Raw genomic sequence first — 19871 nt, 5'->3', positions numbered from 1 at the left:
CCGTAGGCTGTGATCCCGCGCCGTGCTACGTCGACCAGGCATAGGCTTAGACGGCCTCGTTGGACTCGTCCTCGAACGCTGCGAACAGCGGTTCGTCTTCGACGATTTCAGCGTTGGCGATGAACTCGTAGCTCATCAGGCCTTCAGCGATTTCACGCAGCGCTACAACGGTAGGCTTGTCGTTTTCCCACTGAACCAGTGGCTCTTTGCCGCCGGTGGCCAGTTGACGGGCACGTTTGGTAGAGAGCATGACCAGCTCAAAACGGTTTTCCACGTGGTTCAGGCAGTCTTCAACGGTTACGCGGGCCATGGTATTCCTCGGAGCGAATGCAATATGCGCGCTGCCCGGTTGGGCGAGCGGACTCAACAGTTTAAAAAATCACCAGCGATTAGGGAAGCGCTGATTTTTTAACCAAGCCCTTCAACGCGCCGCAAGTGCCAATGTAAAGCCCTTGCAGCGGTTTTGGGAAGTGCTGATTAGCCGAGCAATTCGGCCAGTAATTTGCCGAAACGCACCTGTTGGCGTTTCTGCTGCAGCTGATTGGCACGGAAAATCGCCTTCAGATCGTCCAGCGCGTGGCCGAAATCATCGTTGATGATCAGGTAGTCGTACTCGACATAGTGGCTCATTTCACTGACGGCTTCGCGCATCCGCCCGGCAATGATCTCGTCGCTGTCCTGGCCGCGGTTGGTCAGGCGCTGATGCAATGCTTGCAGCGACGGCGGCAGGATGAAGATCGAACGTGCCTGCGGCATCAGCTTGCGCACTTGCTCGGCGCCTTGCCAGTCGATTTCCAGAATCAGGTCGTGACCTTCGTCCAGGGTTTGCTGCAGGCGGCTTTGCGAGGTGCCGTAGAAGTTGCCGAAGACTTCGGCGCGTTCGAGGAAGTCGCCGTGCTCGCCCATCTTCACGAACTCTTCGCGGGTCACGAAGTGATAGTTAACGCCGTCCACTTCACCCGGACGCATGGCGCGTGTGGTGTGGGAGATCGATACGCGAATCTCCGGATTGGCATCGGTCAAAGCTTTGACGAGGCTGCTTTTGCCCGCACCCGATGGCGCGGAAATGATGTACAGGGTGCCGGTGCTGTGGGTCATGTCTGTTGCCTTACTCAATATTCTGCACTTGTTCGCGCATCTGCTCGATCAACACCTTGAGGTTGACGGCGGCTTGGGTGCTGCGCGGGTCGAAGGCCTTGGAGCCCAGTGTGTTGGCTTCGCGGTTGAGTTCCTGCATCAGGAAGTCGAGGCGGCGCCCGGCCGCACCACCGGACTTGAGTACCCGGCGAACTTCGATGATATGGGTGCTCAAGCGGTCCAGCTCTTCGGCCACATCGCTTTTTTGCGCGAGGATGACCATTTCCTGTTCCAGACGCTGCGGATCCAGTTCGGCCTTCATGTCGGCGAAGCGGTCGAGAACCTTCTGGCGCTGGGTCGCGAGCATCTGCGGTACCAGTTCACGCAGGGTCACGACGTCTTCTTCAATGGACGTCAGGCGTTCGTTGATCAGTCGAGCCAGCTCTGAGCCTTCACGCTCGCGGCCCGCTTTCAAATCTTTCAGGCCTTGATTGAACAGTGCGAGGGCTTCGGCATTCAGCGCTTGCGGATCGCTTGCATCAGCAACCAGCACGCCAGGCCATGCCAGCACCTCCAGCGGGTTCAGCGCGGCCGGATTCTTGATCAGCCCGGCAACGGTTTCGGCGGCGGCGACCAATTGCGCGGCGCGCTCGCGATCAACTTGCAGCGGCTTGCCGGTGCTTTCTTCGGTGAAACGCAGGGTGCATTCCAGTTTGCCTCGCGACAGGCCCTGACGCAGGGCTTCGCGGACGGCGCCCTCAAGGTCGCGGAACGACTCCGGCAGGCGCAGGTGCGGTTCCAGATAGCGGCTGTTGACCGAGCGCAATTCCCAGCTCAGGGTGCCCTGGACGCCGGCTTTTTCGACGCGGGCGAAGGCGGTCATGCTGTGCACCATGGCGGTGACCTCGCAATGCAGATCGGCGCGGAACTGCAGTTCCACGGGCGCGATATGAATGAATTTAAGCCGACTGGCAGCAAAGGCGCAGGATTGTAGCGCAGTGCGGCGAATGCGCCCAAACACACGGTGTGACAAAGGGCTGCAGCCCGTCGGTAATGCGTGGTTCAGGGGCTTCGGTCGTCGGCGCGGATTTTTAACAAGTGCCCAGTGACGGTGCAGCGCTCTATAATGCTCGGCAGTTTTCCGTCCCTAGTACAGGTATTCCCTATGAAACGTCCAAGTGGTCGCGCTGCCGATCAGCTCCGCTCGATCCGCATTACCCGCAACTACACCAAACACGCCGAGGGGTCCGTACTGGTCGAGTTCGGTGATACCAAAGTCATCTGCACCGTCAGCGTCGAAAACGGCGTGCCGCGTTTCCTCAAGGGCCAGGGCCAGGGCTGGTTGACTGCCGAGTACGGCATGCTGCCGCGCGCCACTGGCGAGCGTAACCAGCGTGAAGCGAGCCGTGGCAAGCAAGGCGGCCGCACCCTGGAAATCCAGCGTCTGATCGGCCGTTCGTTGCGCGCTGCGCTGGACATGTCGAAGCTGGGCGACGTGACGCTGTACGTCGACTGCGACGTGATCCAGGCTGACGGCGGCACCCGCACCGCGTCCATCACAGGTGCCATGGTCGCGCTGGTCGATGCGTTGAAGGTCATCAAGAAGCGCGGCGGCCTGAAAGGCGGCGACCCGCTCAAGCAAATGATCGGCGCGGTATCGGTCGGCATGTATCAGGGTGAGCCTGTGCTGGATCTGGACTATCTTGAAGATTCCGCCGCCGAGACTGACCTCAACGTGGTCATGACCAGCACCGGCGGTTTCATCGAGGTGCAGGGCACCGCCGAAGGCGCGCCGTTCCAGCCTGAAGACTTGAACGCCATGCTGGAGCTGGCCAAGAAAGGCATGAACGAAATTTTCGAACTGCAGAAGGCCGCACTGGCCGACTGAGCAGGTTCCAACCCGCAAGGAGGACGCGATGAGTGACGAGCAAGAGTTGCTGCCCAAACCGAGCCAGGAGGTTCGCCAATGGGCGATGTTTTGTCACCTGTCCGCCTTGCTGGGGATCTGGATTCCGTTCGGTAATCTGATCGGGCCGTTGATCCTGTGGCAGATGAAGCGCGAGTCGGATCCGTTCATTGATGCCCAGGGCAAGGAAGCGCTGAATTTTCAGATCACCGTGGCGATTGCTGCAGCGATCTCTCTGCTGCTGATGGTGTTGATCATCGGTTTCTTCCTGCTCGGTCTGCTGGCCATCGGTGCGCTGGTGTTGACGATCATCGCCGGAGTGAAGGCCAACGAAGGTTTTCCTTATCGTTATCCGTTCACTTGGCGCTTGATCAAATAACGATCAGTGCACATTTCTCCTGGGAATTGTTGAAGTTCGTAGTGCTTTAAAATAAATGCCCTGACTTGTCAGGGCATTTGTATTTTTGCAACTGAAATAGTTTTCCTGACGCGTAGGATTAGTCTGCTTGCGATAAGCGGATAAATAGCTTGTAACATCATTTTCGTTTTTACACTTTTAGTCACAACTGCACAGCCTTAGTGCTGTGCACGATCTTGGCAATTAGAGTTCGTGATTGTTAAAGTCGTCGCACGTTATATTCCTGTTGAAATATTTCGATATATTCAGACCATCGAAGGTTCTTGAATTTCACAGCAATCAGTGTTGAGACGATCAGCCGATTCATGGGGCGTGCCCAGGTAAAAAGTGCGCCTCTGAATATATAGCCAAGAATAATCCCAATGATTCAGCTCGATTTTTATGGAACGCTTGTTGCCGCCTCCTTGGTACTTCTGCTGGGGCGCGGACTTGTTGCACGTGTCGGATGTTTGCGTAATTACAATATCCCGGAGCCCGTCGCGGGCGGTTTAGTGGTTGCTCTGGTTTTATTGCTATTGCGCACTTTCGAAATTGAAATTCGATTCGATACTTCCCTGCAAACTCCTTTGATGTTGGCATTTTTTGCCACCATCGGATTGAGTGCGGACTTCGCCAGCCTGAAGAAGGGTGGCCGGGTCGTAGGCATATTTCTATTGGCGGTAACCGGCCTTCTGGTCGTTCAGAACGCCATGGGCATCGGCCTTGCGACGATGCTCGGGCTGGATCCGTTGATGGGCCTGCTGACGGGCTCGATTACCTTGGCGGGTGGCCACGGCACAGGCGCTGCGTGGGGAACGGTGTTCAGCGAGAAATATGGCTTGGCATCGGCTTCCGAACTGGCGATTGCCTCTGCGACGTTTGGCCTGGTGCTGGGTGGCTTGATTGGTGGTCCGGTGGCTCGTCTGCTGATCAAGCGTGTTCAAGTGCCGGGCTGCAATCCACAGGAAACGCCACGTTTGCCAAAGGGATTTGAGCAGCCGAACAAAGAGCGCTCGATTACACCGTTTTCGTTTATCGAGACGCTGGCTTTGATCGCAGTCAGCCTGCTGGGCGGCAATCTCTTGAATGGCCTGTTGCAAGGAACGGCTTTTGAGTTGCCGACGTTTGTCTGCGTGCTGTTCGTCGGGGTCGTGCTGCGTAACGGCTTGTCAGCGTTGGGCTTGTATCAGGTCTTCGAGCGAGAAGTCTCTGTGCTGGGAAATGTCAGCCTGTCGCTGTTCCTGGCAATTGCCTTGATGTCGCTCAAATTGTGGGATCTGGCCGCTCTGGCGTTGCCGATTTTCATCATCCTGGCGGTACAGGCCTTGGTCATGGCGCTGTTCGCGATCTTCGTGACATTCAGAATGATGGGTAGTAACTACGATGCGGCGGTACTGGCAGCAGGTCACTGCGGTTTCGGGCTAGGTGCGACGCCAACGGCCATCGCCAACATGCAGGCGGTGACTCAGCGCTACGGGCCTTCGCAGATCGCGTTTCTGGTGGTGCCGATGGTGGGGGCGTTCTTTATCGACATCATTAACGTGATCGTTATCAAGCTGTACCTGGTACTGCCGTTTTTCGTTGCCGTCTGATCCCCGGTTCATGTCCGGCGATCGGCTTTAGCGTGGGTTGGCGCATAAAAAAATGCCCGTATCGTTTGATACGGGCATTTTTCATGTCTGCGAATCGACGCTTAGATGGTCAGCGTCCAGTCGTAGTCGACGATCAGCGGCGCGTGCTGCGAGAACCGTGGCTGACGTGGCAGGCGTGCGCTGCGTACAAAGCGGCGCAGACCCGGGGTCAGGATCTGGTAGTCGAAGCGCCAGCCGAGATTGAGCATCTCGGCCTGTTCGTTGTCCGGCCACCAGCTGTACTGGTCGCCTTCACGGCTGACTTCGCGCAGGGCGTCGACATAGCCCATGTTGCCGACAATCTCGTCCATCCAGGCGCGTTCTGGCGCCAGGAAGCCCGGGGATTGCTGGCTGTCGCGCCAGTTCTTGATGTCGAGCTTCTGCTGCGCCACGTACAGCGAGCCACAATAAATGTACTCGCGACGTTTACGCCGCTGTTTGTCCAGATACTTGCCGAAGTCGTCCATGAGCTTGAACTTCTGGTTCAAGTCCTCATCGCCGTTCATCCCGGAAGGAAGCAGCAAGGTGGCAATACTGACTTTGTCGAAATCTGCTTGCAGGTAGCGCCCGTAGCGGTCGGCCGTCTCGAAACCGAGACCGCTGATGACAGCCTTCGGTTGCAACCGCGAATACAAAGCCACGCCACCTTGGGCAGGGACTTCAGCATCGCAGGCATAAAGGAAGTAGCCATCCAGTTGGAAGGCTGGGTCATCCAGTTCAAAGGCGGAGGCACGGGTGTCCTGCAGGCAGATGACGTCGGCATTCTGTGCTTGCAGCCAACTGAGCAAACCACGCTCGACTGCCGCCTGAATACCATTGACGTTCACACTGATGATCCGCATAAATGGCCCCAAAAATCGCGTGCGTGTATGATACACGGCGTCAAGCTAATTAGCTAAATCCGTGGTATTTGGGGTTTTTTTCATGCAAGCGTATCAGCGCGATTTCATTCGTTTTGCCATCGATCGCGGCGTTTTGCGCTTCGGTGAGTTCACCCTGAAGTCCGGGCGCACCAGTCCCTACTTCTTCAATGCCGGCCTGTTCAACTCGGGCTCGGCCCTCGCGCAGCTGGGGCGTTTCTACGCCGCAGCCATTGCCGAGAGCGGCATTCCCTTCGACGTGCTGTTCGGCCCGGCCTACAAAGGCATCCCGTTGGCGGCAACCACCGCCGTCGCGTTGGCTGAACACCACAACCGTGACCTGCCTTGGTGCTTCAACCGCAAGGAAGCCAAGGCCCATGGCGAAGGCGGCAGCCTGGTCGGTGCACCGTTGACCGGCGAAGTGCTGATCATCGATGACGTGATCACCGCCGGCACCGCGATCCGCGAAGTGATGCAGATCATCGCTTCCCAGGATGGCGCCAAGGCCGCAGGCGTGCTGATCGCCCTGAACCGTCAGGAACGTGGCAACGGTGAATTGTCGGCGATCCAGGAAGTCGAGCGCGATTTCGGTATTCCAGTGATCAGCATTGTTTCGCTGAATCAGGTTCTGGAATTCCTCGCTGATGACCCACAGCTCAAGCAGCATTTGCCTGCCGTGGAAGCGTACCGCGCCCAGTTCGGCGTGTAATTGCCTGGAGTGAGCTCTGTGGCGAGGGAGCTTGCTCCCGCTTGAGTGCGTAGCGCTCACAAGATTTTGGGGCCGCAGCGCCGCCCAGCGGGAGCAAGCTCCCTCGCCACAAAAAGTGCTTCATAGTGAAAGACCCCGTTCATTCAGGATGAACGGGGTCTTTTTGTCTGCGCTAGCGCAGGTTGCTCCATTTTTTCAGCAGTTTCAGGGTCAATCTCGCGTTGATCAGTGCAAACGCCAGCAACGCCAGTACTACCATCACGTACAGCGTACGATCAACATCAAAGTCCCACAGATCCAGCGTGCTGCTGCGAATAATGCACACGGCGGCGGGGAGGTTGACGTAAAACAGCGCTGCAAAGGCGCATGTCAGCGGCAACCCACAGTTCAAAAAAGTCCCCATGATCTTTTCTCTGCTGCGTTTTCTCACCTGAAGGCCTTGTTGGTATTCATCCAGTGCCAAGGCTTCATTGAGCCTGGGCCAAGCCAGATTGAACAGGAAAGTGGTCAGGGTCAGCAGCAAGCCACTGACCGCGACGATGTCACCGAACGGCATTGAGCCCCAGCGTGGCACACAGTAAATCGTGGGAATCCTCACTGATCTCGAATTGCCCGGCGCTGCCTTTGCGCTTGGTGATGGGTTTGAAGGTCGGCTCGTTTTGTGTAATCAGCATGTTCAGTTCATCGCGAATCACGTCTGAACTGATGACCACCAGATAGACATCTTTCGCATGTTCCGCAGACTCGACGACCGCGCGCATGCTGTGCTGCAGGATGTCGTCGAGTTGATTGCGGAAGCGCGACACGGTGTTCTTCAGCAAGGTTTTGCTTTGGCTCTGGGTCAGTTGGAAGATTGTCGAGATCTGCGACTCTGTCGGCAATGTCTGCCCAAAGTAACTTTGAATCAGATAGAGCAGGCGGTCCTGTTTGGCCTCGTCGGCCCGGCTGGGCATGCCGCCCTCGACCAGCATTTTCAGGTATTCGGTCAGGCTGGCCTTGGCGATACGCTGCAGGGCGTGGGTGATTTCCGCATCGCCAATCCGCAAGGTCTTCTTGACCGGTTCCTTTTGTTCTTGCTCGAAAGCGTCGGCGTCGATCGTGAACGAGATCTGCATGGCTCAGGCGCTCCGGGATTATTTTTTGTGCGAGGGCCTAATGACCTCGGCGCTCTTGATGCCGGAAGGCTTATCGGTTTTCTGTGGATAGGGATCATTAGGCGCGTCACCTTGTCCGGTCAGGATCTTCCAGCCGTTCAGAACGTGCGCGGTCTTGCGAAATTGCGGGCAGGGCGGCATCGAGGTTTTGGCTTGATTGGAATACTGGTGGCCGCAATCCACGCACTCGTAGGTGCCTGGGGCAACATCACTGCCATAGGGAACGTAGTCTTTTTGCATGGGTAGATCTCCGGTAGGTGAAGGGAAGATCCTAGGGAGATTTGTTCTGATGGGCTGTCGGACGTTTCGCTTAGTGAAGTCAGAAACTTCCTGCGCGCATAAAAAAGATCGCGGACTTCGTCAGTTCCTACAGCACTTTCGTACTGTGTTGCAGGAGCTGCCGCAGACCGCGATCTTTTGTGTTTCAGCAATCAGGGACGCTTGCGATTGCTGATCAGCGTACCCACGCCGGTATCGGTGAAGATTTCCAGCAGGATCGCGTTCGGTACACGACCATCGATGATCAGCGAGCTGCCGACGCCGCCCTGAACCGCTTCCAGCGCACAACGGATCTTCGGCAGCATGCCGCCGTAGATCGTGCCGTCGGCGATCAGGTCGTCGACCTGCTGGGTGCTCAGGCCAGTCAGGACCGTGCCCGACTTGTCCATGAGCCCGGCGATGTTGGTCAGCAGCATCAGCTTCTCGGCTTTCAGCGCTTCGGCGACTTTACCGGCCACCAGGTCAGCGTTGATGTTGTACGACTCGCCGTTCTCACCCACGCCAATCGGCGCGATCACCGGGATGAAGTTGCCTTTGACCAGCAGGTTGAGCAGTTCGGTGTTGATCCCGACCACTTCGCCCACCTGACCGATGTCGATGATTTCCGGCTGGGTCATCTCCGGCGTCTGACGGGTAACGGTCAGCTTCTTCGCGCGAATCAACCCGGCGTCTTTACCGGTCAGGCCGATGGCGCTGCCGCCGTGACGGTTGATCAGGTTGACGATGCTTTTGTTGACCTGGCCGCCGAGGACCATTTCCACCACGTCCATGGTCGCAGCGTCGGTGACACGCATGCCGTCGACGAAATGGCTTTCGATCGACAGGCGCTTGAGCAGATCACCGATCTGCGGACCACCACCGTGAACCACCACCGGGTTGATACCCACGGCTTTCATCAAGACGATGTCGCGGGCGAAGCCGGTTTTCAGCTCCTCGCTTTCCATCGCGTTGCCGCCGTATTTGATCACCAGGGTCTTGCCGACATAACGTCGGATGTAAGGCAACGCTTCGGACAGGACCTGGGCGGTGTGGGCGGCGGCTTCGCGTTCGAGGGTCATTCAGGGCTCCGGGTGAATCAGAACGGTAGTTGGAGATCAGGTGCAACGCGTTTCAGTTGGGCGTGAAACACATCCTTGATGCGCTGCAATTCAGCCTCGTCATCGGCCTCGAAGCGCAGCACCAGCACCGGTGTGGTGTTGGATGCGCGCACCAGGCCCCAGCCTTTGGCGTAGTCGACTCGCACGCCGTCAATGGTGGTCAGGTCAGCGCCTGCGCCCCACTGTGCGTCGTGCAGTGCATCAATGATGCTGAATTTGCTCTCTTCGGTCACATGGATATTGATTTCAGGCGTAGAAATATCATTCGGGAAGGTCGCAAACAGCTCCTCCGCCGTGGATTTTTCCTTGCTGAGGATCTCCAGCAGCCGTGCGGCGCTGTAGATGCCGTCGTCGAAACCGAACCAGCGCTCCTTGAAGAAGATGTGCCCGCTCATTTCACCGGCCAATAGGGCACCGGATTGTTTCATCTTCTTTTTGATCAACGAATGACCGGTCTTCCACATTAGCGGACGACCACCGTATTCCTTGATCAGCGGCACCAGGCGACGGGTGCATTTGACGTCGAAAATGATCTCGGCGTCCGGGTTGCGCGCGACCACGTCACGGGCGAACAGCATCAGCAGGCGATCCGGGTAGACGATGCTACCGGTGTTGGTCACCACGCCGACGCGGTCGCCGTCGCCGTCGAAGGCCAGGCCGATGTCGGCGTTGGTTTCCTTGACCTTGGCGATGAGGTCAACGAGGTTCTCAGGCTTGCCCGGGTCCGGGTGATGGTTCGGGAAGTTGCCGTCGACTTCGCAGAACAGCGGGATGACTTCGCAGTTCAACGCTTCGATCAGCTGCGGGGCGATAACCCCGGCCGCGCCGTTGCCGCAGTCGACCACGACCTTCATGCGCCGGGCCAGTTTGATGTCCTGGACGATTTCGGTGTTGTAGCGGTCGAGAATCTCGACCTGCGTGACGCTGCCCGTGCCGCTGCTCAGGTTGTTGGTCTTGAGGCGCTCGTGCAGGGCCTGAATCTGTTCGTTGGCGAGGGTGTCGCCGGCGATGACGATCTTGAAGCCGTTGTAGTTCGACGGGTTGTGGCTGCCGGTGAGCATCACCCCGGATTTGCCGGCCAGTACGTTGGCGGCGTAGTACAGCGCAGGGGTCGGTACCAGGCCGACGTCGCTGACGTGGCAGCCGCTCTCGGCAATACCGCGGATCAGTTCTGCGACCAGCTCCGGGCCGGACAAACGGCCGTCGCGACCGACGGAAACGTTAGGCTCGCCTTGGGCCAGGCTCTGCGAGCCGATAGCGCGGCCGATCCAGTAAGCGGTTTCGGCATTGAGAAATTCCGGCACAGTGCCGCGAATGTCATAGGCTCGGAAAATGCTGTCGGGCAGCTTCGGGGCGATCTTGGCTGGGGTGCTCATCTACGGAAATGCTCCATCTCGAAAGTGGCGGGACAGACCGACGAATCGTTCGACGGCAGGCTCAAACTGAAGGGTATGACGGCGTTTTCCACAGAGAGTTCGTGGTGTGAAAGGGCCATGACGCCTTGTCTGGCGTGGCTTTCGCCCGGCAAAACCTTGATTTGCGGTGCTAAAACCTGCTGCCGATGTAGCGCATTTTTTGTGGCGAGGGAGCTTGCTCCCGCTGGGTTGCGTAGCGGCCCCAAAGATCTTGTGGGCGCTGCGCACCCAAGCGGGAGCAAGCTCCCTCGCCACAGTAACGGGTTATCTGTTATTTCGTGCCGGTATGGCCGAAACCGCCAGTGCCGCGTTCAGTTTCGACGAACTCTTCAACCATTTCGAAGTGCGCCTGCACCACCGGTACCAGCACCAATTGCGCCAGACGTTCGCCGACGGTCATGGTGAAGTCGGTCTGGCCACGGTTCCAGCAGGACACCATCAGCGGACCCTGATAGTCGGAGTCGATCAGACCGACGAGGTTGCCCAGCACGATGCCGTGTTTGTGGCCCATGCCCGAGCGCGGCAGGATCAGCGCGGCGAGGTTCGGATCGCCGATGTACACCGACAGACCGGTAGGGATCAGCACGGTTTCACCCGGCTTGATCACGATGTCCTGTTCCAGCATGGCGCGCAGGTCGAGGCCGGCGGAGCCCGGGGTGGCGTATTGCGGCAGCGGGAATTCGGTGCCGATGCGTGGGTCGAGGATTTTGGCTTGCAAAGCGTGCATGTAAATTAAACCTGGTTCAGACGTTCGGCGATAAAAGTGACCAGTTGGCGAGCGATCTTGCTCTTGCTGGTCTGGGCGAAAACCGTGGCGTGCAGCTCACGGTCAATCACGCTGCAGGCGTTTTCTTCGCTGTTGAAACCGATGCTCGGGTTGGCGACGTCGTTGGCGACGATCAAATCGAGATTCTTGTCCTTCAGCTTGCGTGCAGCGTAGTCGAGCAGATGTTCGGTCTCGGCGGCGAAGCCGACACTGAACGGACGGTCGGGACGGGTCGCGATGGTGGCCAGGATGTCCGGGTTACGCACCATTTGCAGGACGAAGCCGTCACCGCTCGTAGGGTCTTTCTTGAGCTTTTGCGGGGCAACGACTTCCGGGCGGTAGTCCGCGACCGCTGCCGAAGAGATAAACACATCACACGGGATCGCGGCTTCGCACGCGGCGAGCATGTCCCGGGCGCTGACCACGTCGATGCGGGTGACGCGATCTGGTGTTGGCAGATGCACCGGGCCGCTGATCAGGGTCACGCGGGCGCCGGCCTCTACTGCGGCTTCGGCCAGGGCAAAGCCCATTTTTCCGGAGCTGTGGTTGGTGATGTAGCGCACCGGGTCGATGTTTTCCTGGGTCGGGCCGGCGGTAATCACTACGTGCTTGCCGGTCAGTGCCTGACGCTGGAAGCAGTCTGCCGCGCACTGCGCCAGATCGGTGGCTTCCATCATCCGGCCCATGCCGACGTCGCCGCAGGCCTGGCTGCCGGAGGCTGGGCCGAAGGTCTTCAGGCCACGGCTTTCCAGAAGTTGCAGGTTGGCCTGGGTGGCCGGGTCGCGCCACATCGCCTGATTCATCGCCGGCGCAACGGCCACGACGGCATCGGTGGCCAGCACCAAAGTCGTCAGCAGATCGTTGGCAATGCCTTGGGCCAGACGGGCGAGCAGGTCGGCGGTGGCCGGGGCGATCAGCACCAGATCGGCCCACTTGGCCAATTCGATGTGGCCCATCGCCGCTTCAGCGGCCGGGTCGAGCAGATCCAGGTGGACCGGGTGCCCGGACAGGGCCTGCATGGTCAGCGGGGTGATGAACTCGGCACCGCCATGGGTCATGACCACGCGCACCTCGGCACCCTGGTCGATCAGGCGTCGAACCAGATCGGCGCTCTTGTAGGCTGCAATGCCGCCGCCGACGCCCAGAACGATGCGTTTCCGATACAGCCGCTGCATAGGTCTGCCTTTCATTTCGTGGGTGACATACGTGGCGAAACCCCCTCCCCAGGGTGAATTCGCCCGCAAAAAAGATGGGCTACGATATCACAGCGACCGCTACGGAACAGCGGCGCCCACAGACAAGGAATGTGTATGAGTATTCGCGATTGGCCAGCGGCGGAACGGCCGCGGGAACGGTTACTTGAACAGGGCTCTGCGAGCCTTTCGGACGCCGAGTTACTGGCGATTTTTTTGCGCACGGGAGTCGTTGGAAAAAGCGCAGTGGACTTGGCGCGACACTTGTTGAATCAGTTCGGCAGCCTGCGTTTGTTGCTTGAGGCCGATCAGGAAGCATTCAGCAAACAGTTGGGACTGGGGCCGGCAAAGTTTGCACAGTTGCAGGCTGCTCAAGAAATGAACCGCCGGTATCTGGCCGAGCGCTCACGCAGAGAGCCGGCGCTGGAGAATCCGCAGGCTGTTCGCGATTACCTCAAATCCATGCTCCGACACGAGCCGCACGAGGTGTTTGGTTGCCTGTTTCTGGATTCCAGGCACCAAGTGTTGACGTTCGAGGCGCTGTTTCGCGGCTCGATCGACAACACCAGTGTGCATCCGCGTGAAGTGGTGAAGCGTGCATTGGCGAATAACGCCGCGGCGGTGATCCTCTGCCATAACCATCCGTCGGGCAATACCGATCCGAGTCAGGCGGACAAGCTGCTCACCAAGCGTTTGCAGAAGGCGCTGGAGCTGATTGATGTGCGGATTCTGGATCACTTCATCATTGGCGAAGGGGAGCCCCTGTCGATGGCGGAGTGTGGCTGGATGTAGCGCCTAAGGGAGAATACAAACCCTGTGGGAGCTGGCTTGCCAGCGATAGCGGACTGACAGACAACATTTGTACTGAATGTGCCGCCGTCATCGCTGGCAAGCCAGCTCCCACAGATTTCAGGGTATGGCAGTTATTTGAGATTGACCTTGGAATAGTCCTGGCGCCCGAACGGGCTAACCGAGTAACCCTGCACATCCTTGCGGGTCAGTGCGTACGCGGTCGGGTGCGCCAGCGGCAGCCACAGCGCCTGCTGCTGAATCTGCGCCTGTGCCTGTTCGTACAGCTTGGTGCGAACACCTTGCTCGCTAGTGGTCTTGCCAGCGCTGATCAGTTTGTCCAGGTCAGCATTGCAATAACGGGCGAAGTTGGTGCCGGACTTGACCGCTGCACAGGAAAACTGCGGTGTGAGGAAGTTGTCCGGATCGCCGTTGTCACCGGCCCAGCCCATGAACAACAGGTCATGCTCGCCAGCCTTGGCGCGGCGAATCAACTCGCCCCATTCGATTACGCGGATTTCCGCCTGAATGCCGATCTCCGCCAGATCCGACTGCAACATCTGTGCGCCGAGGCTCGGATTCGGGTTGAGCAGGCTGCCGGACGGCCGCGTCCAGATAGTGGTCTGGAAACCGTCTTTCAAACCGGCCTTGGCCAGCAGCGCTTTGGCTTTCACGACGTCGTGCGGGTAGCCCGGCAGGTTTTTCGCGTAGCTCCAGGTGTTCGGCGGGTAAGGGCCGTTGGCGGGTTCGGCGGTGTCTTCGAACACGGCTTTGATGTAGTTGGCCTTGTCGAAGGCGAGGTTGATCGCCTGGCGCACTTCCGGCTTGTCCAGCGGTGGATGCTGGCTGTTGATGCCGACGAAAGCGGTCATGAAGGCGTCAGTCTTTTCGACTTTCAGTGTCGGTTCTTTCAGCGCAGCCTGTACGTCCAGTGGCTTCGGCGACAGGGCGATCTGGCATTCGTTACGTCGCAGTTTTTGCAGGCGCACGTTGGCGTCCGGGGTGATGGCGAAGATCAGCGGGTCAACCGATGGCTTGCCGGCGAAATAGTCCGGGTTGGCCTTGTAGCGGATGGCGGCGTCTTTCTGGAAGCGGGTGAAGACGAACGGGCCGGTGCCGATCGGCTGACTGTTGAGCTTTTCGGTCGCGTTGGCTTTCAATAACTTGTCGGCGTATTCGGCGGAATAGACCGAGGCGAAGCCCATGCTCAGCGTTGCCAGGAAGGTCGAGTCCGGGTGATCAAGGGTGAAGCGCACGGTCAGCGGATCCAGTGCGTCGATCTTCTTGATCAGCGTCGGCAACTGCATCGACTGCGCATGCGGGAAGCCACTCTGGGCGACTTTATGCCAAGGGTTCGCCGGGTCGAGCATGCGGTCGAAGCTGAATTTGACGTCTTCAGCGGTCAGTTCACGGCTCGGCTTGAAGTAATCGGTCGTGTGAAACTTCACCTGTGGATGTAGCTTGAATACGTAGGTCAGGCCGTCGGTGCTGACTTCCCAGCTGTCAGCCAGGCTCGGGACGACCTTGCCGCTGGCGGTGTCGAACTCCACCAGGCGGTTCATCAGCACATCGGCCGAGGCATTGGTGGTGGTCAGCGAGTTGTACTGCACCACGTCGAACCCTTCAGGGCTGGCCTCGGTACAAACGCTCAGCGCGGCGGCCTGGGCCAATGGGCTCAGCAGGAGCGGGGCGAGCAACAGGGGTAGGGCAGCGAGGCGCATGGTCGGCTTCCTTTTACAGATCGAAGGCCCATCTGCAAGTGCAGTCTGGAAAAGGCCTACCCTAGAGGTCGCGATTGCAAATGACTATCCCCTTTTTGTATTTTTGGGGCCGCTGTCATGCAGTTTCGCTTGGCGGTCGACAGCGCGAAGGGCGCCAATCTTGCCTGTAGGCGGTTTTCTGCGACGAGTGGTAAAAACCGGTGCCAGCCTTTATCCAAGGCGTTCGCGGGTCGGAAAAGCGCATTTTTGTTGATTGATTGCACACGGAAAGTTGTTGCACCCCGGTCTTTCTGGTATAAAGCAGCGCTCTTTTCTAGGGGCCCGGTTCCTTCACTGTAGGTGTAGCCGGTAAGACCTCTAAAGAAACGCGGCGCCTGGCGCCAAATGACTGAGAGATTAAGCGGCCAACCCATGCCGGGTTGGGCATGTGGTTTTAGAGGGCTGAGGCATGTCGAGAGTATGTCAAGTTACCGGTAAGGGTCCGGTGACTGGGAATAACATTTCCCACGCAAACAACAAAACCCGTCGTCGTTTCCTGCCGAACCTGCAGCATCACCGCTTCTGGGTTGAAGAAGAGAAACGTTTCGTGCGTCTGCGCGTATCTGCCAAAGGCATGCGTATCATCGACAAGCGCGGCATCACTGTCGTGCTGGCCGAACTTCGCCGCGATGGCAAGATTTAAGGGAGCTAATCATGCGTGAATTGATTCGTTTGATCTCGAGCGCCGGTACTGGTCACTTCTACACTACCGACAAGAACAAGCGTACTACTCCGGACAAAATCGAGATCAAGAAATATGATCCGGTTGTTCGCAAGCACGTGATCTACAAGGAAGGCAAAATCAAGTAATTGATTTTTCCTGACTTACGAAAAAGGCCCGTATCTCACGATACGGGCCTTTTTTGTTGCCTTTGAAAGGGTAATCAACCGCAAATGAGTTCAATGATCTCGTTGCGCTCGTTCACCAACACTCGAATTCGGTCCGGATCAGTGCGCAGGTTGTACAGGCCGTCTGGCACTTCCAGGCGATGTTTCTTCACGCCGGCGGCATTGCGCACAGCGAGCAGGTTGTCCGAGTCGGCAATATCGCCGAGGAAAAATTTTGCGTTATTCAGGTTGCAGTAGTTGGGCATGATGCCTCCTTGCGTCGATTCGAAAGAAAGGCGCCTTCTGGTCAAGCCCGTCGACACTTCCTGTGCCGGCATGGGAATTAACGCTGAAATTCGGCGCCTTCGCGAAGTTTCGCTCAAAGGGCTTGCCCACGTCCTACCTGTCTCGTCACCTTCTGTGTCGGATCAGCCCTTCTGTTCAAAGATCACATAGATCTTGCGGCACGCCTCCAGCACTTCCCAAGTGCCACGGAAGCCAGCCGGAATCACAAAGCGGTCGCCAACACGCAAGGTCTTGGCATTGCCATCGCTGTCACGCAGCACCGAAACTCCCTGCAGGATCTCGCAATACTCATGCTCGGTGTAATTCACCGTCCATTGCCCGACTGCGCCTTCCCACACGCCGACACCCATTTGCCCACAAGGGCTTTCGTATTGATGGAACACGGCTTGTTCGGGGTCGCCCTTGAGCACTTTGGCCGGGTCCGGGCGATAGCGTTCGGCTTCGCTGCCGGTCAGGCTGATGTCGACGACGTTCTGGATGTTCATTGTTGTTTTCTCCCGTGATGACGGCGCGATGGCTTGAAAGGGCCAAAGTCTATGTTTATTAAAATGAACACCGCAAGGCCGTATAGCGCGCTTATGTCAAATATATTGAAACAACCCCGGCCGCTGGTTTAGGGTGGCGGGTGCCTTGGGCCGAAAGCATGCTGGCCTGGCAGAATTCCTGAAGACGTCTGCGAAGAGCGCGGCGCTCTATTCAACAAGAGGAGGACACTCGAATGACCACCCTGACTCGTGCCGATTGGGAACAACGCGCCCGCGACCTGAAGATCGAAGGCCGCGCCTACCTCAACGGCGAATATACCGACGCCGTTTCCGGCGAGACCTTCGAGTGCATCAGCCCGGTCGATGGCCGTCTGCTGGGCAAGATTGCCAGCTGTGACGCCGCCGACGCCCAGCGCGCCGTGGAAAACGCCCGCGCCACCTTCAATTCCGGCGTCTGGTCGCGCCTGGCACCGACCAAACGCAAAGCCACCATGATCCGTTTCGCCGGCCTGCTCAAGCAGCACGCCGAAGAGCTGGCCCTGCTCGAAACCCTCGATATGGGCAAACCGATCAGTGACTCGTTGTACATCGACGTTCCGGGCGCGGCGCAAGCGCTGAGCTGGAGCGGTGAGGCGATCGACAAGATCTACGACGAAGTCGCGGCCACCCCGCACGATCAACTGGGTCTGGTGACCCGCGAGCCGGTCGGCGTGGTTGGCGCCATCGTGCCGTGGAACTTCCCGCTGATGATGGCCTGCTGGAAGCTCGGCCCGGCGCTGTCGACGGGTAACTCGGTGATCCTCAAGCCGTCGGAAAAATCCCCGCTGACCGCCATCCGCATCGCCGCGCTGGCAGTCGAAGCCGGCATCCCGAAAGGCGTGCTCAACGTGCTGCCAGGTTACGGTCACACCGTTGGCAAGGCGTTGGCCCTGCACAACGATGTCGACACTCTGGTGTTCACCGGTTCGACCAAGATCGCCAAGCAACTGATGATCTACTCCGGCGAATCGAACATGAAGCGCGTCTGGCTGGAAGCCGGCGGCAAGAGCCCGAACATCGTCTTTGCCGATGCGCCGGATCTGCAGGCTGCTGCCGAATCCGCCGCCAGCGCCATCGCCTTCAACCAGGGCGAGGTCTGCACCGCTGGTTCGCGTCTGCTGGTCGAGCGTTCGATCAAGGACAAATTCCTGCCGATGGTCATTGAGGCGCTGAAAACCTGGAAACCGGGCAATCCGCTGGATCCGGCGACCAACGTGGGTGCGCTGGTCGATACCCAGCAGATGAACACCGTGCTGTCGTACATCGAATCCGGTCATGCCGATGGCGCCAAACTGGTGGCCGGTGGCAAGCGCATCCTTCAGGAAACCGGCGGCACGTATGTTGAGCCAACGATTTTCGACGGCGTGAGCAACGCCATGAAGATCGCTCAGGAAGAGATCTTCGGCCCGGTGCTTTCGGTCATCGCTTTTGATACAGCCGAAGAGGCGATCCAGATTGCCAACGACACACCTTATGGCCTCGCCGCTGCGGTGTGGACTCAGGACATCTCCAAGGCACATCTGACCGCCAAGGCTCTGCGTGCCGGCAGCGTGTGGGTCAATCAGTACGACGGCGGCGACATGACCGCGCCATTCGGCGGCTTCAAGCAGTCGGGTAACGGTCGCGATAAATCGCTGCATGCGTTCGACAAATACACCGAGCTGAAGGCGACGTGGATCAAGCTGTAAGCCTTTAGCGGGAGCCTGGCTCGTTCAGGCTCCCGAACTATAGAGATCCCCCTGTGGGAGCAAGCTTTTGAGGTGAGGGGATTCATCCCCGATCGGCTGCGAAGCAGTCGCAAAACCAGTGCATGCGAGGGTGCAGGTTTTGAGGTCGCTGCGCGACCTGTCGGGGATGAATCCCCTCGCCACAGGGTTTGCTCCCACATTTGGTTTTGTGGTGCACATAAAAATAATCCACAGGAGCGTGGACCATGCGTTGGGCGACGTATTTCGCCGTGTTGGCGTCTGTCTTGAGTGTCGGCCTGGCCCTGGGGGTCAGCATGCCGCTGGTGTCGTTGCGTCTGGAGGGCTGGGGTTACGGCTCCTTCGCGATTGGCGTGATGGCGGCAATGCCGGCGATTGGCGTGTTGTTGGGCGCGAAGATTTCCAGTCACTTGGCGGCGCGTTTCGGCACGGCGAACCTGATGCGCCTGTGCCTGTGGGCCGGAGCCCTGTCGATCGGTTTGCTGGCGCTGCTACCGAGTTACCCGATCTGGCTGCTGTTGCGCTTGATGATCGGCGTGATCCTGACCATCGTTTTTATCCTCGGCGAGAGCTGGATCAACCAATTGGTGGTGGAGCAATGGCGCGGACGGCTGGTGGCGCTGTATGGCAGCAGCTATGCGTTGAGCCAACTGTCTGGTCCGTTGCTGCTGGGCGCGCTCGGCACCGAACACGATTACGGCTTCTGGGTTGGTGTTGCGCTGCTGACAATCTCGCCCTTGCTGTTGCTGCGCCGCAGCGGTGCGCCGAGCAGTGAAGCGAGCAGCGTGACCTTCAGCGATCTGTGGGGCTTTGCCCGCGAGCTGTCGGCGATTGCCTGGGCGGTGTCGTTGTTCGCCGCGTTCGAGGCGATGATCCTGACGCTGCTGCCGGTGTACTGCCTGCAGCAGGGCTTCACCGCCGAGATCGCGTTGGCGATGGTCAGCACGGTGGTGGTCGGCGATGCGTTGCTGCAACTGCCGATTGGCGCGTTGGCCGATTACCTGTCGCGGCGCACGTTGTTCACCGGCTGCGCGGTGGTGTTGATGCTGTCGAGCCTGGCGATTCCAATGCTGATCGACACGCTGCTGATCTGGCCGTTGTGGGTGCTGTTCGGGGCCAGCGCCGGCGGGCTGTTCACCTTGTCACTGATCCTGATCGGTGAGCGCTATCGCGACGATGCGCTGGTGCGGGCCAATGCGCACATTGCGCAGCTGTGGGGTGTGGGTTGTCTGATCGGGCCTTTGATGGCGGGGGCGGGCAGTCAGTGGGTCAGTGGGCATGCATTGCCGTGGTTGATGGCGGCAGGGGCGTTCGGGCTGGTGATTCTCCTTATGCGACAAGGTGCATTCGGTACGGTGGCCGAGCCGGCCTGAGTCTGGTTGCAAAGTTTGTGATTACCTTTTGGTGAGGGTATTCATCCCCGATGGAGCGCGCAGCGGCCCTGCTTTTTTCCACATGACAGCGGGACTGCTAT

At 58.7% G+C, this 19871-nt stretch carries 22 protein-coding genes and 1 pseudogene; 9 read left to right on the top strand and 14 right to left on the bottom strand.

The genetic code is table 11. The features are described from left to right. Positions 1 to 46 precede the first annotated feature (46 nt). From rpoZ to ACVVH8_RS29200, 3 genes are all read right to left on the bottom strand, one after another. On the bottom strand, positions 47 to 310 hold the full coding sequence (rpoZ, locus tag ACVVH8_RS29210; protein ID WP_007894670.1) for a DNA-directed RNA polymerase subunit omega: 264 nt from the start codon (positions 308 to 310) through the stop codon (positions 47 to 49). Positions 311 to 477: 167 nt separating this feature from the next. Next, positions 478 to 1098 carry a guanylate kinase gene (gene gmk / locus ACVVH8_RS29205; protein ID WP_103302602.1) on the bottom strand — a complete coding sequence of 207 codons (621 nt, stop codon included), beginning with the start codon at positions 1096 to 1098 and terminating at the stop codon, positions 478 to 480. 10 nt (positions 1099 to 1108) lie between these two features. After that, a complete protein-coding gene (locus tag ACVVH8_RS29200) occupies positions 1109 to 1972 on the bottom strand; it encodes a YicC/YloC family endoribonuclease (RefSeq protein WP_103302951.1) in 864 nt (287 codons plus the stop codon). Positions 1973 to 2242: 270 nt separating this feature from the next. Here ACVVH8_RS29200 and rph point away from each other — a divergent pair, with 270 nt between their 5' ends. The 3 genes from rph (at position 2243) to gltS (ending at position 4972) form a co-directional block, all read left to right on the top strand. Further along, positions 2243 to 2965, top strand: a complete 723-nt coding sequence (rph, locus tag ACVVH8_RS29195) for a ribonuclease PH (protein ID WP_027610407.1) — start codon at positions 2243 to 2245, stop codon at positions 2963 to 2965. A 28-nt stretch (positions 2966 to 2993) separates the two neighbouring features. Next, complete coding sequence (locus ACVVH8_RS29190; protein ID WP_103302601.1) at positions 2994 to 3362, top strand: DUF4870 domain-containing protein; 369 nt, start codon at positions 2994 to 2996, stop codon at positions 3360 to 3362. Between the two features lie 401 nt (positions 3363 to 3763). Next, positions 3764 to 4972, top strand: a complete 1209-nt coding sequence (gene gltS, locus ACVVH8_RS29185; RefSeq protein ID WP_315445031.1) for a sodium/glutamate symporter — start codon at positions 3764 to 3766, stop codon at positions 4970 to 4972. A gap of 101 nt (positions 4973 to 5073) precedes the next feature. Here gltS and ACVVH8_RS29180 read toward each other — a convergent pair whose 3' ends face one another. Continuing rightward, the gene (locus ACVVH8_RS29180) at positions 5074 to 5853 is read right to left on the bottom strand and encodes an exodeoxyribonuclease III (RefSeq protein ID WP_007920349.1); all 780 of its coding nucleotides are present in this window, start codon (positions 5851 to 5853) and stop codon (positions 5074 to 5076) included. A gap of 82 nt (positions 5854 to 5935) precedes the next feature. On the opposite strand from ACVVH8_RS29180, the gene pyrE reads away from it, so the two are divergent. Continuing rightward, complete coding sequence (gene pyrE / locus ACVVH8_RS29175) at positions 5936 to 6580, top strand: orotate phosphoribosyltransferase (RefSeq protein WP_007954442.1); 645 nt, start codon at positions 5936 to 5938, stop codon at positions 6578 to 6580. A 172-nt stretch (positions 6581 to 6752) separates the two neighbouring features. On the opposite strand, the gene ACVVH8_RS29170 is transcribed toward pyrE, so the two are convergent. The 7 genes and pseudogenes from ACVVH8_RS29170 to coaBC form a co-directional block, all read right to left on the bottom strand. Continuing rightward, entirely contained in the window at positions 6753 to 7136 is a 384-nt protein-coding gene (locus ACVVH8_RS29170; protein WP_213026966.1) for a hypothetical protein, read from the bottom strand. After that, positions 7123 to 7695, bottom strand: coding sequence for a hypothetical protein (locus ACVVH8_RS29165; protein WP_103302598.1), 573 nt, complete (start codon positions 7693 to 7695; stop codon positions 7123 to 7125). Before ACVVH8_RS29165 ends, ACVVH8_RS29170 begins: the two co-directional genes overlap by 14 nt. An 18-nt stretch (positions 7696 to 7713) precedes the next feature. Further along, on the bottom strand, positions 7714 to 7974 hold the full coding sequence (locus ACVVH8_RS29160; RefSeq protein WP_103302597.1) for a hypothetical protein: 261 nt from the start codon (positions 7972 to 7974) through the stop codon (positions 7714 to 7716). A 191-nt stretch (positions 7975 to 8165) separates the two neighbouring features. Next, a complete protein-coding gene (gene argB, locus ACVVH8_RS29155) occupies positions 8166 to 9071 on the bottom strand; it encodes an acetylglutamate kinase (RefSeq protein WP_003229488.1) in 906 nt (301 codons plus the stop codon). 17 nt (positions 9072 to 9088) lie between these two features. Further along, positions 9089 to 10465: pseudogene (locus ACVVH8_RS29150) on the bottom strand (phosphomannomutase/phosphoglucomutase); the annotation flags it as partial. A 331-nt stretch (positions 10466 to 10796) separates the two neighbouring features. Next, a complete protein-coding gene (gene dut / locus ACVVH8_RS29145; RefSeq protein ID WP_016985816.1) occupies positions 10797 to 11252 on the bottom strand; it encodes a dUTP diphosphatase in 456 nt (151 codons plus the stop codon). A gap of 5 nt (positions 11253 to 11257) precedes the next feature. Then, positions 11258 to 12466: a bifunctional phosphopantothenoylcysteine decarboxylase/phosphopantothenate--cysteine ligase CoaBC gene (gene coaBC, locus ACVVH8_RS29140; protein WP_103302595.1), complete on the bottom strand. Its 1209-nt coding sequence runs from the start codon at positions 12464 to 12466 to the stop codon at positions 11258 to 11260. A gap of 135 nt (positions 12467 to 12601) precedes the next feature. Here coaBC and radC point away from each other — a divergent pair, with 135 nt between their 5' ends. Beyond that, the gene (gene radC / locus ACVVH8_RS29135) at positions 12602 to 13276 is read left to right on the top strand and encodes a RadC family protein (protein WP_213026965.1); all 675 of its coding nucleotides are present in this window, start codon (positions 12602 to 12604) and stop codon (positions 13274 to 13276) included. Positions 13277 to 13407: 131 nt separating this feature from the next. Here radC and ACVVH8_RS29130 read toward each other — a convergent pair whose 3' ends face one another. After that, a complete protein-coding gene (locus tag ACVVH8_RS29130) occupies positions 13408 to 14994 on the bottom strand; it encodes an ABC transporter substrate-binding protein (protein ID WP_475227627.1) in 1587 nt (528 codons plus the stop codon). Between the two features lie 448 nt (positions 14995 to 15442). Between ACVVH8_RS29130 and rpmB the strand changes: the two genes are divergently transcribed. Further along, positions 15443 to 15676, top strand: coding sequence for a 50S ribosomal protein L28 (rpmB, locus tag ACVVH8_RS29125; protein WP_007920377.1), 234 nt, complete (start codon positions 15443 to 15445; stop codon positions 15674 to 15676). Between the two features lie 11 nt (positions 15677 to 15687). Beyond that, positions 15688 to 15843 (top strand): 50S ribosomal protein L33, encoded by a 156-nt coding sequence (gene rpmG, locus ACVVH8_RS29120; protein ID WP_003177274.1) that lies wholly within the window; start codon positions 15688 to 15690, stop codon positions 15841 to 15843. A 74-nt stretch (positions 15844 to 15917) separates the two neighbouring features. On the opposite strand, the gene ACVVH8_RS29115 is transcribed toward rpmG, so the two are convergent. Further along, complete coding sequence (locus tag ACVVH8_RS29115) at positions 15918 to 16127, bottom strand: peptidase inhibitor (protein ID WP_103302592.1); 210 nt, start codon at positions 16125 to 16127, stop codon at positions 15918 to 15920. 162 nt (positions 16128 to 16289) lie between these two features. Next, the gene (locus ACVVH8_RS29110) at positions 16290 to 16652 is read right to left on the bottom strand and encodes a cupin domain-containing protein (RefSeq protein ID WP_103302591.1); all 363 of its coding nucleotides are present in this window, start codon (positions 16650 to 16652) and stop codon (positions 16290 to 16292) included. Between the two features lie 233 nt (positions 16653 to 16885). Here ACVVH8_RS29110 and ACVVH8_RS29105 point away from each other — a divergent pair, with 233 nt between their 5' ends. Both ACVVH8_RS29105 and ACVVH8_RS29100 read left to right on the top strand, forming a co-directional pair. Further along, positions 16886 to 18379, top strand: a complete 1494-nt coding sequence (locus ACVVH8_RS29105) for an aldehyde dehydrogenase (protein ID WP_213026963.1) — start codon at positions 16886 to 16888, stop codon at positions 18377 to 18379. A gap of 245 nt (positions 18380 to 18624) precedes the next feature. Continuing rightward, positions 18625 to 19770 carry an MFS transporter gene (locus ACVVH8_RS29100; protein WP_475227624.1) on the top strand — a complete coding sequence of 382 codons (1146 nt, stop codon included), beginning with the start codon at positions 18625 to 18627 and terminating at the stop codon, positions 19768 to 19770. Positions 19771 to 19871: the final 101 nt, after the last annotated feature.

The organism is Pseudomonas trutticola BRTCR10, assembly GCF_056155105.1.
Note: the sequence above shows the minus strand (reverse complement) of the source record. Positions and strands in the feature narration are given on the sequence as shown.

Bases quoted from the DNA above. Each gene is read 5' to 3' on its own strand.
- rpoZ (WP_007894670.1), bottom strand. From the start codon at position 310: ATGGCCCGCGTAACCGTTGAAGACTGCCTGAACCACGTGGAAAACCGT.
- gmk (WP_103302602.1), bottom strand. From the start codon at position 1,098: ATGACCCACAGCACCGGCACCCTGTACATCATTTCCGCGCCATCGGGT.
- ACVVH8_RS29200 (WP_103302951.1), bottom strand. From the start codon at position 1,972: ATGGTGCACAGCATGACCGCCTTCGCCCGCGTCGAAAAAGCCGGCGTC.
- rph (WP_027610407.1), top strand. From the start codon at position 2,243: ATGAAACGTCCAAGTGGTCGCGCTGCCGATCAGCTCCGCTCGATCCGC.
- ACVVH8_RS29190 (WP_103302601.1), top strand. From the start codon at position 2,994: ATGAGTGACGAGCAAGAGTTGCTGCCCAAACCGAGCCAGGAGGTTCGC.
- gltS (WP_315445031.1), top strand. From the start codon at position 3,764: ATGATTCAGCTCGATTTTTATGGAACGCTTGTTGCCGCCTCCTTGGTA.
- ACVVH8_RS29180 (WP_007920349.1), bottom strand. From the start codon at position 5,853: ATGCGGATCATCAGTGTGAACGTCAATGGTATTCAGGCGGCAGTCGAG.
- pyrE (WP_007954442.1), top strand. From the start codon at position 5,936: ATGCAAGCGTATCAGCGCGATTTCATTCGTTTTGCCATCGATCGCGGC.
- ACVVH8_RS29170 (WP_213026966.1), bottom strand. From the start codon at position 7,136: ATGCCGTTCGGTGACATCGTCGCGGTCAGTGGCTTGCTGCTGACCCTG.
- ACVVH8_RS29165 (WP_103302598.1), bottom strand. From the start codon at position 7,695: ATGCAGATCTCGTTCACGATCGACGCCGACGCTTTCGAGCAAGAACAA.
- ACVVH8_RS29160 (WP_103302597.1), bottom strand. From the start codon at position 7,974: ATGCAAAAAGACTACGTTCCCTATGGCAGTGATGTTGCCCCAGGCACC.
- argB (WP_003229488.1), bottom strand. From the start codon at position 9,071: ATGACCCTCGAACGCGAAGCCGCCGCCCACACCGCCCAGGTCCTGTCC.
- dut (WP_016985816.1), bottom strand. From the start codon at position 11,252: ATGCACGCTTTGCAAGCCAAAATCCTCGACCCACGCATCGGCACCGAA.
- coaBC (WP_103302595.1), bottom strand. From the start codon at position 12,466: ATGCAGCGGCTGTATCGGAAACGCATCGTTCTGGGCGTCGGCGGCGGC.
- radC (WP_213026965.1), top strand. From the start codon at position 12,602: ATGAGTATTCGCGATTGGCCAGCGGCGGAACGGCCGCGGGAACGGTTA.
- ACVVH8_RS29130 (WP_475227627.1), bottom strand. From the start codon at position 14,994: ATGCGCCTCGCTGCCCTACCCCTGTTGCTCGCCCCGCTCCTGCTGAGC.
- rpmB (WP_007920377.1), top strand. From the start codon at position 15,443: ATGTCGAGAGTATGTCAAGTTACCGGTAAGGGTCCGGTGACTGGGAAT.
- rpmG (WP_003177274.1), top strand. From the start codon at position 15,688: ATGCGTGAATTGATTCGTTTGATCTCGAGCGCCGGTACTGGTCACTTC.
- ACVVH8_RS29115 (WP_103302592.1), bottom strand. From the start codon at position 16,127: ATGCCCAACTACTGCAACCTGAATAACGCAAAATTTTTCCTCGGCGAT.
- ACVVH8_RS29110 (WP_103302591.1), bottom strand. From the start codon at position 16,652: ATGAACATCCAGAACGTCGTCGACATCAGCCTGACCGGCAGCGAAGCC.
- ACVVH8_RS29105 (WP_213026963.1), top strand. From the start codon at position 16,886: ATGACCACCCTGACTCGTGCCGATTGGGAACAACGCGCCCGCGACCTG.
- ACVVH8_RS29100 (WP_475227624.1), top strand. From the start codon at position 18,625: ATGCGTTGGGCGACGTATTTCGCCGTGTTGGCGTCTGTCTTGAGTGTC.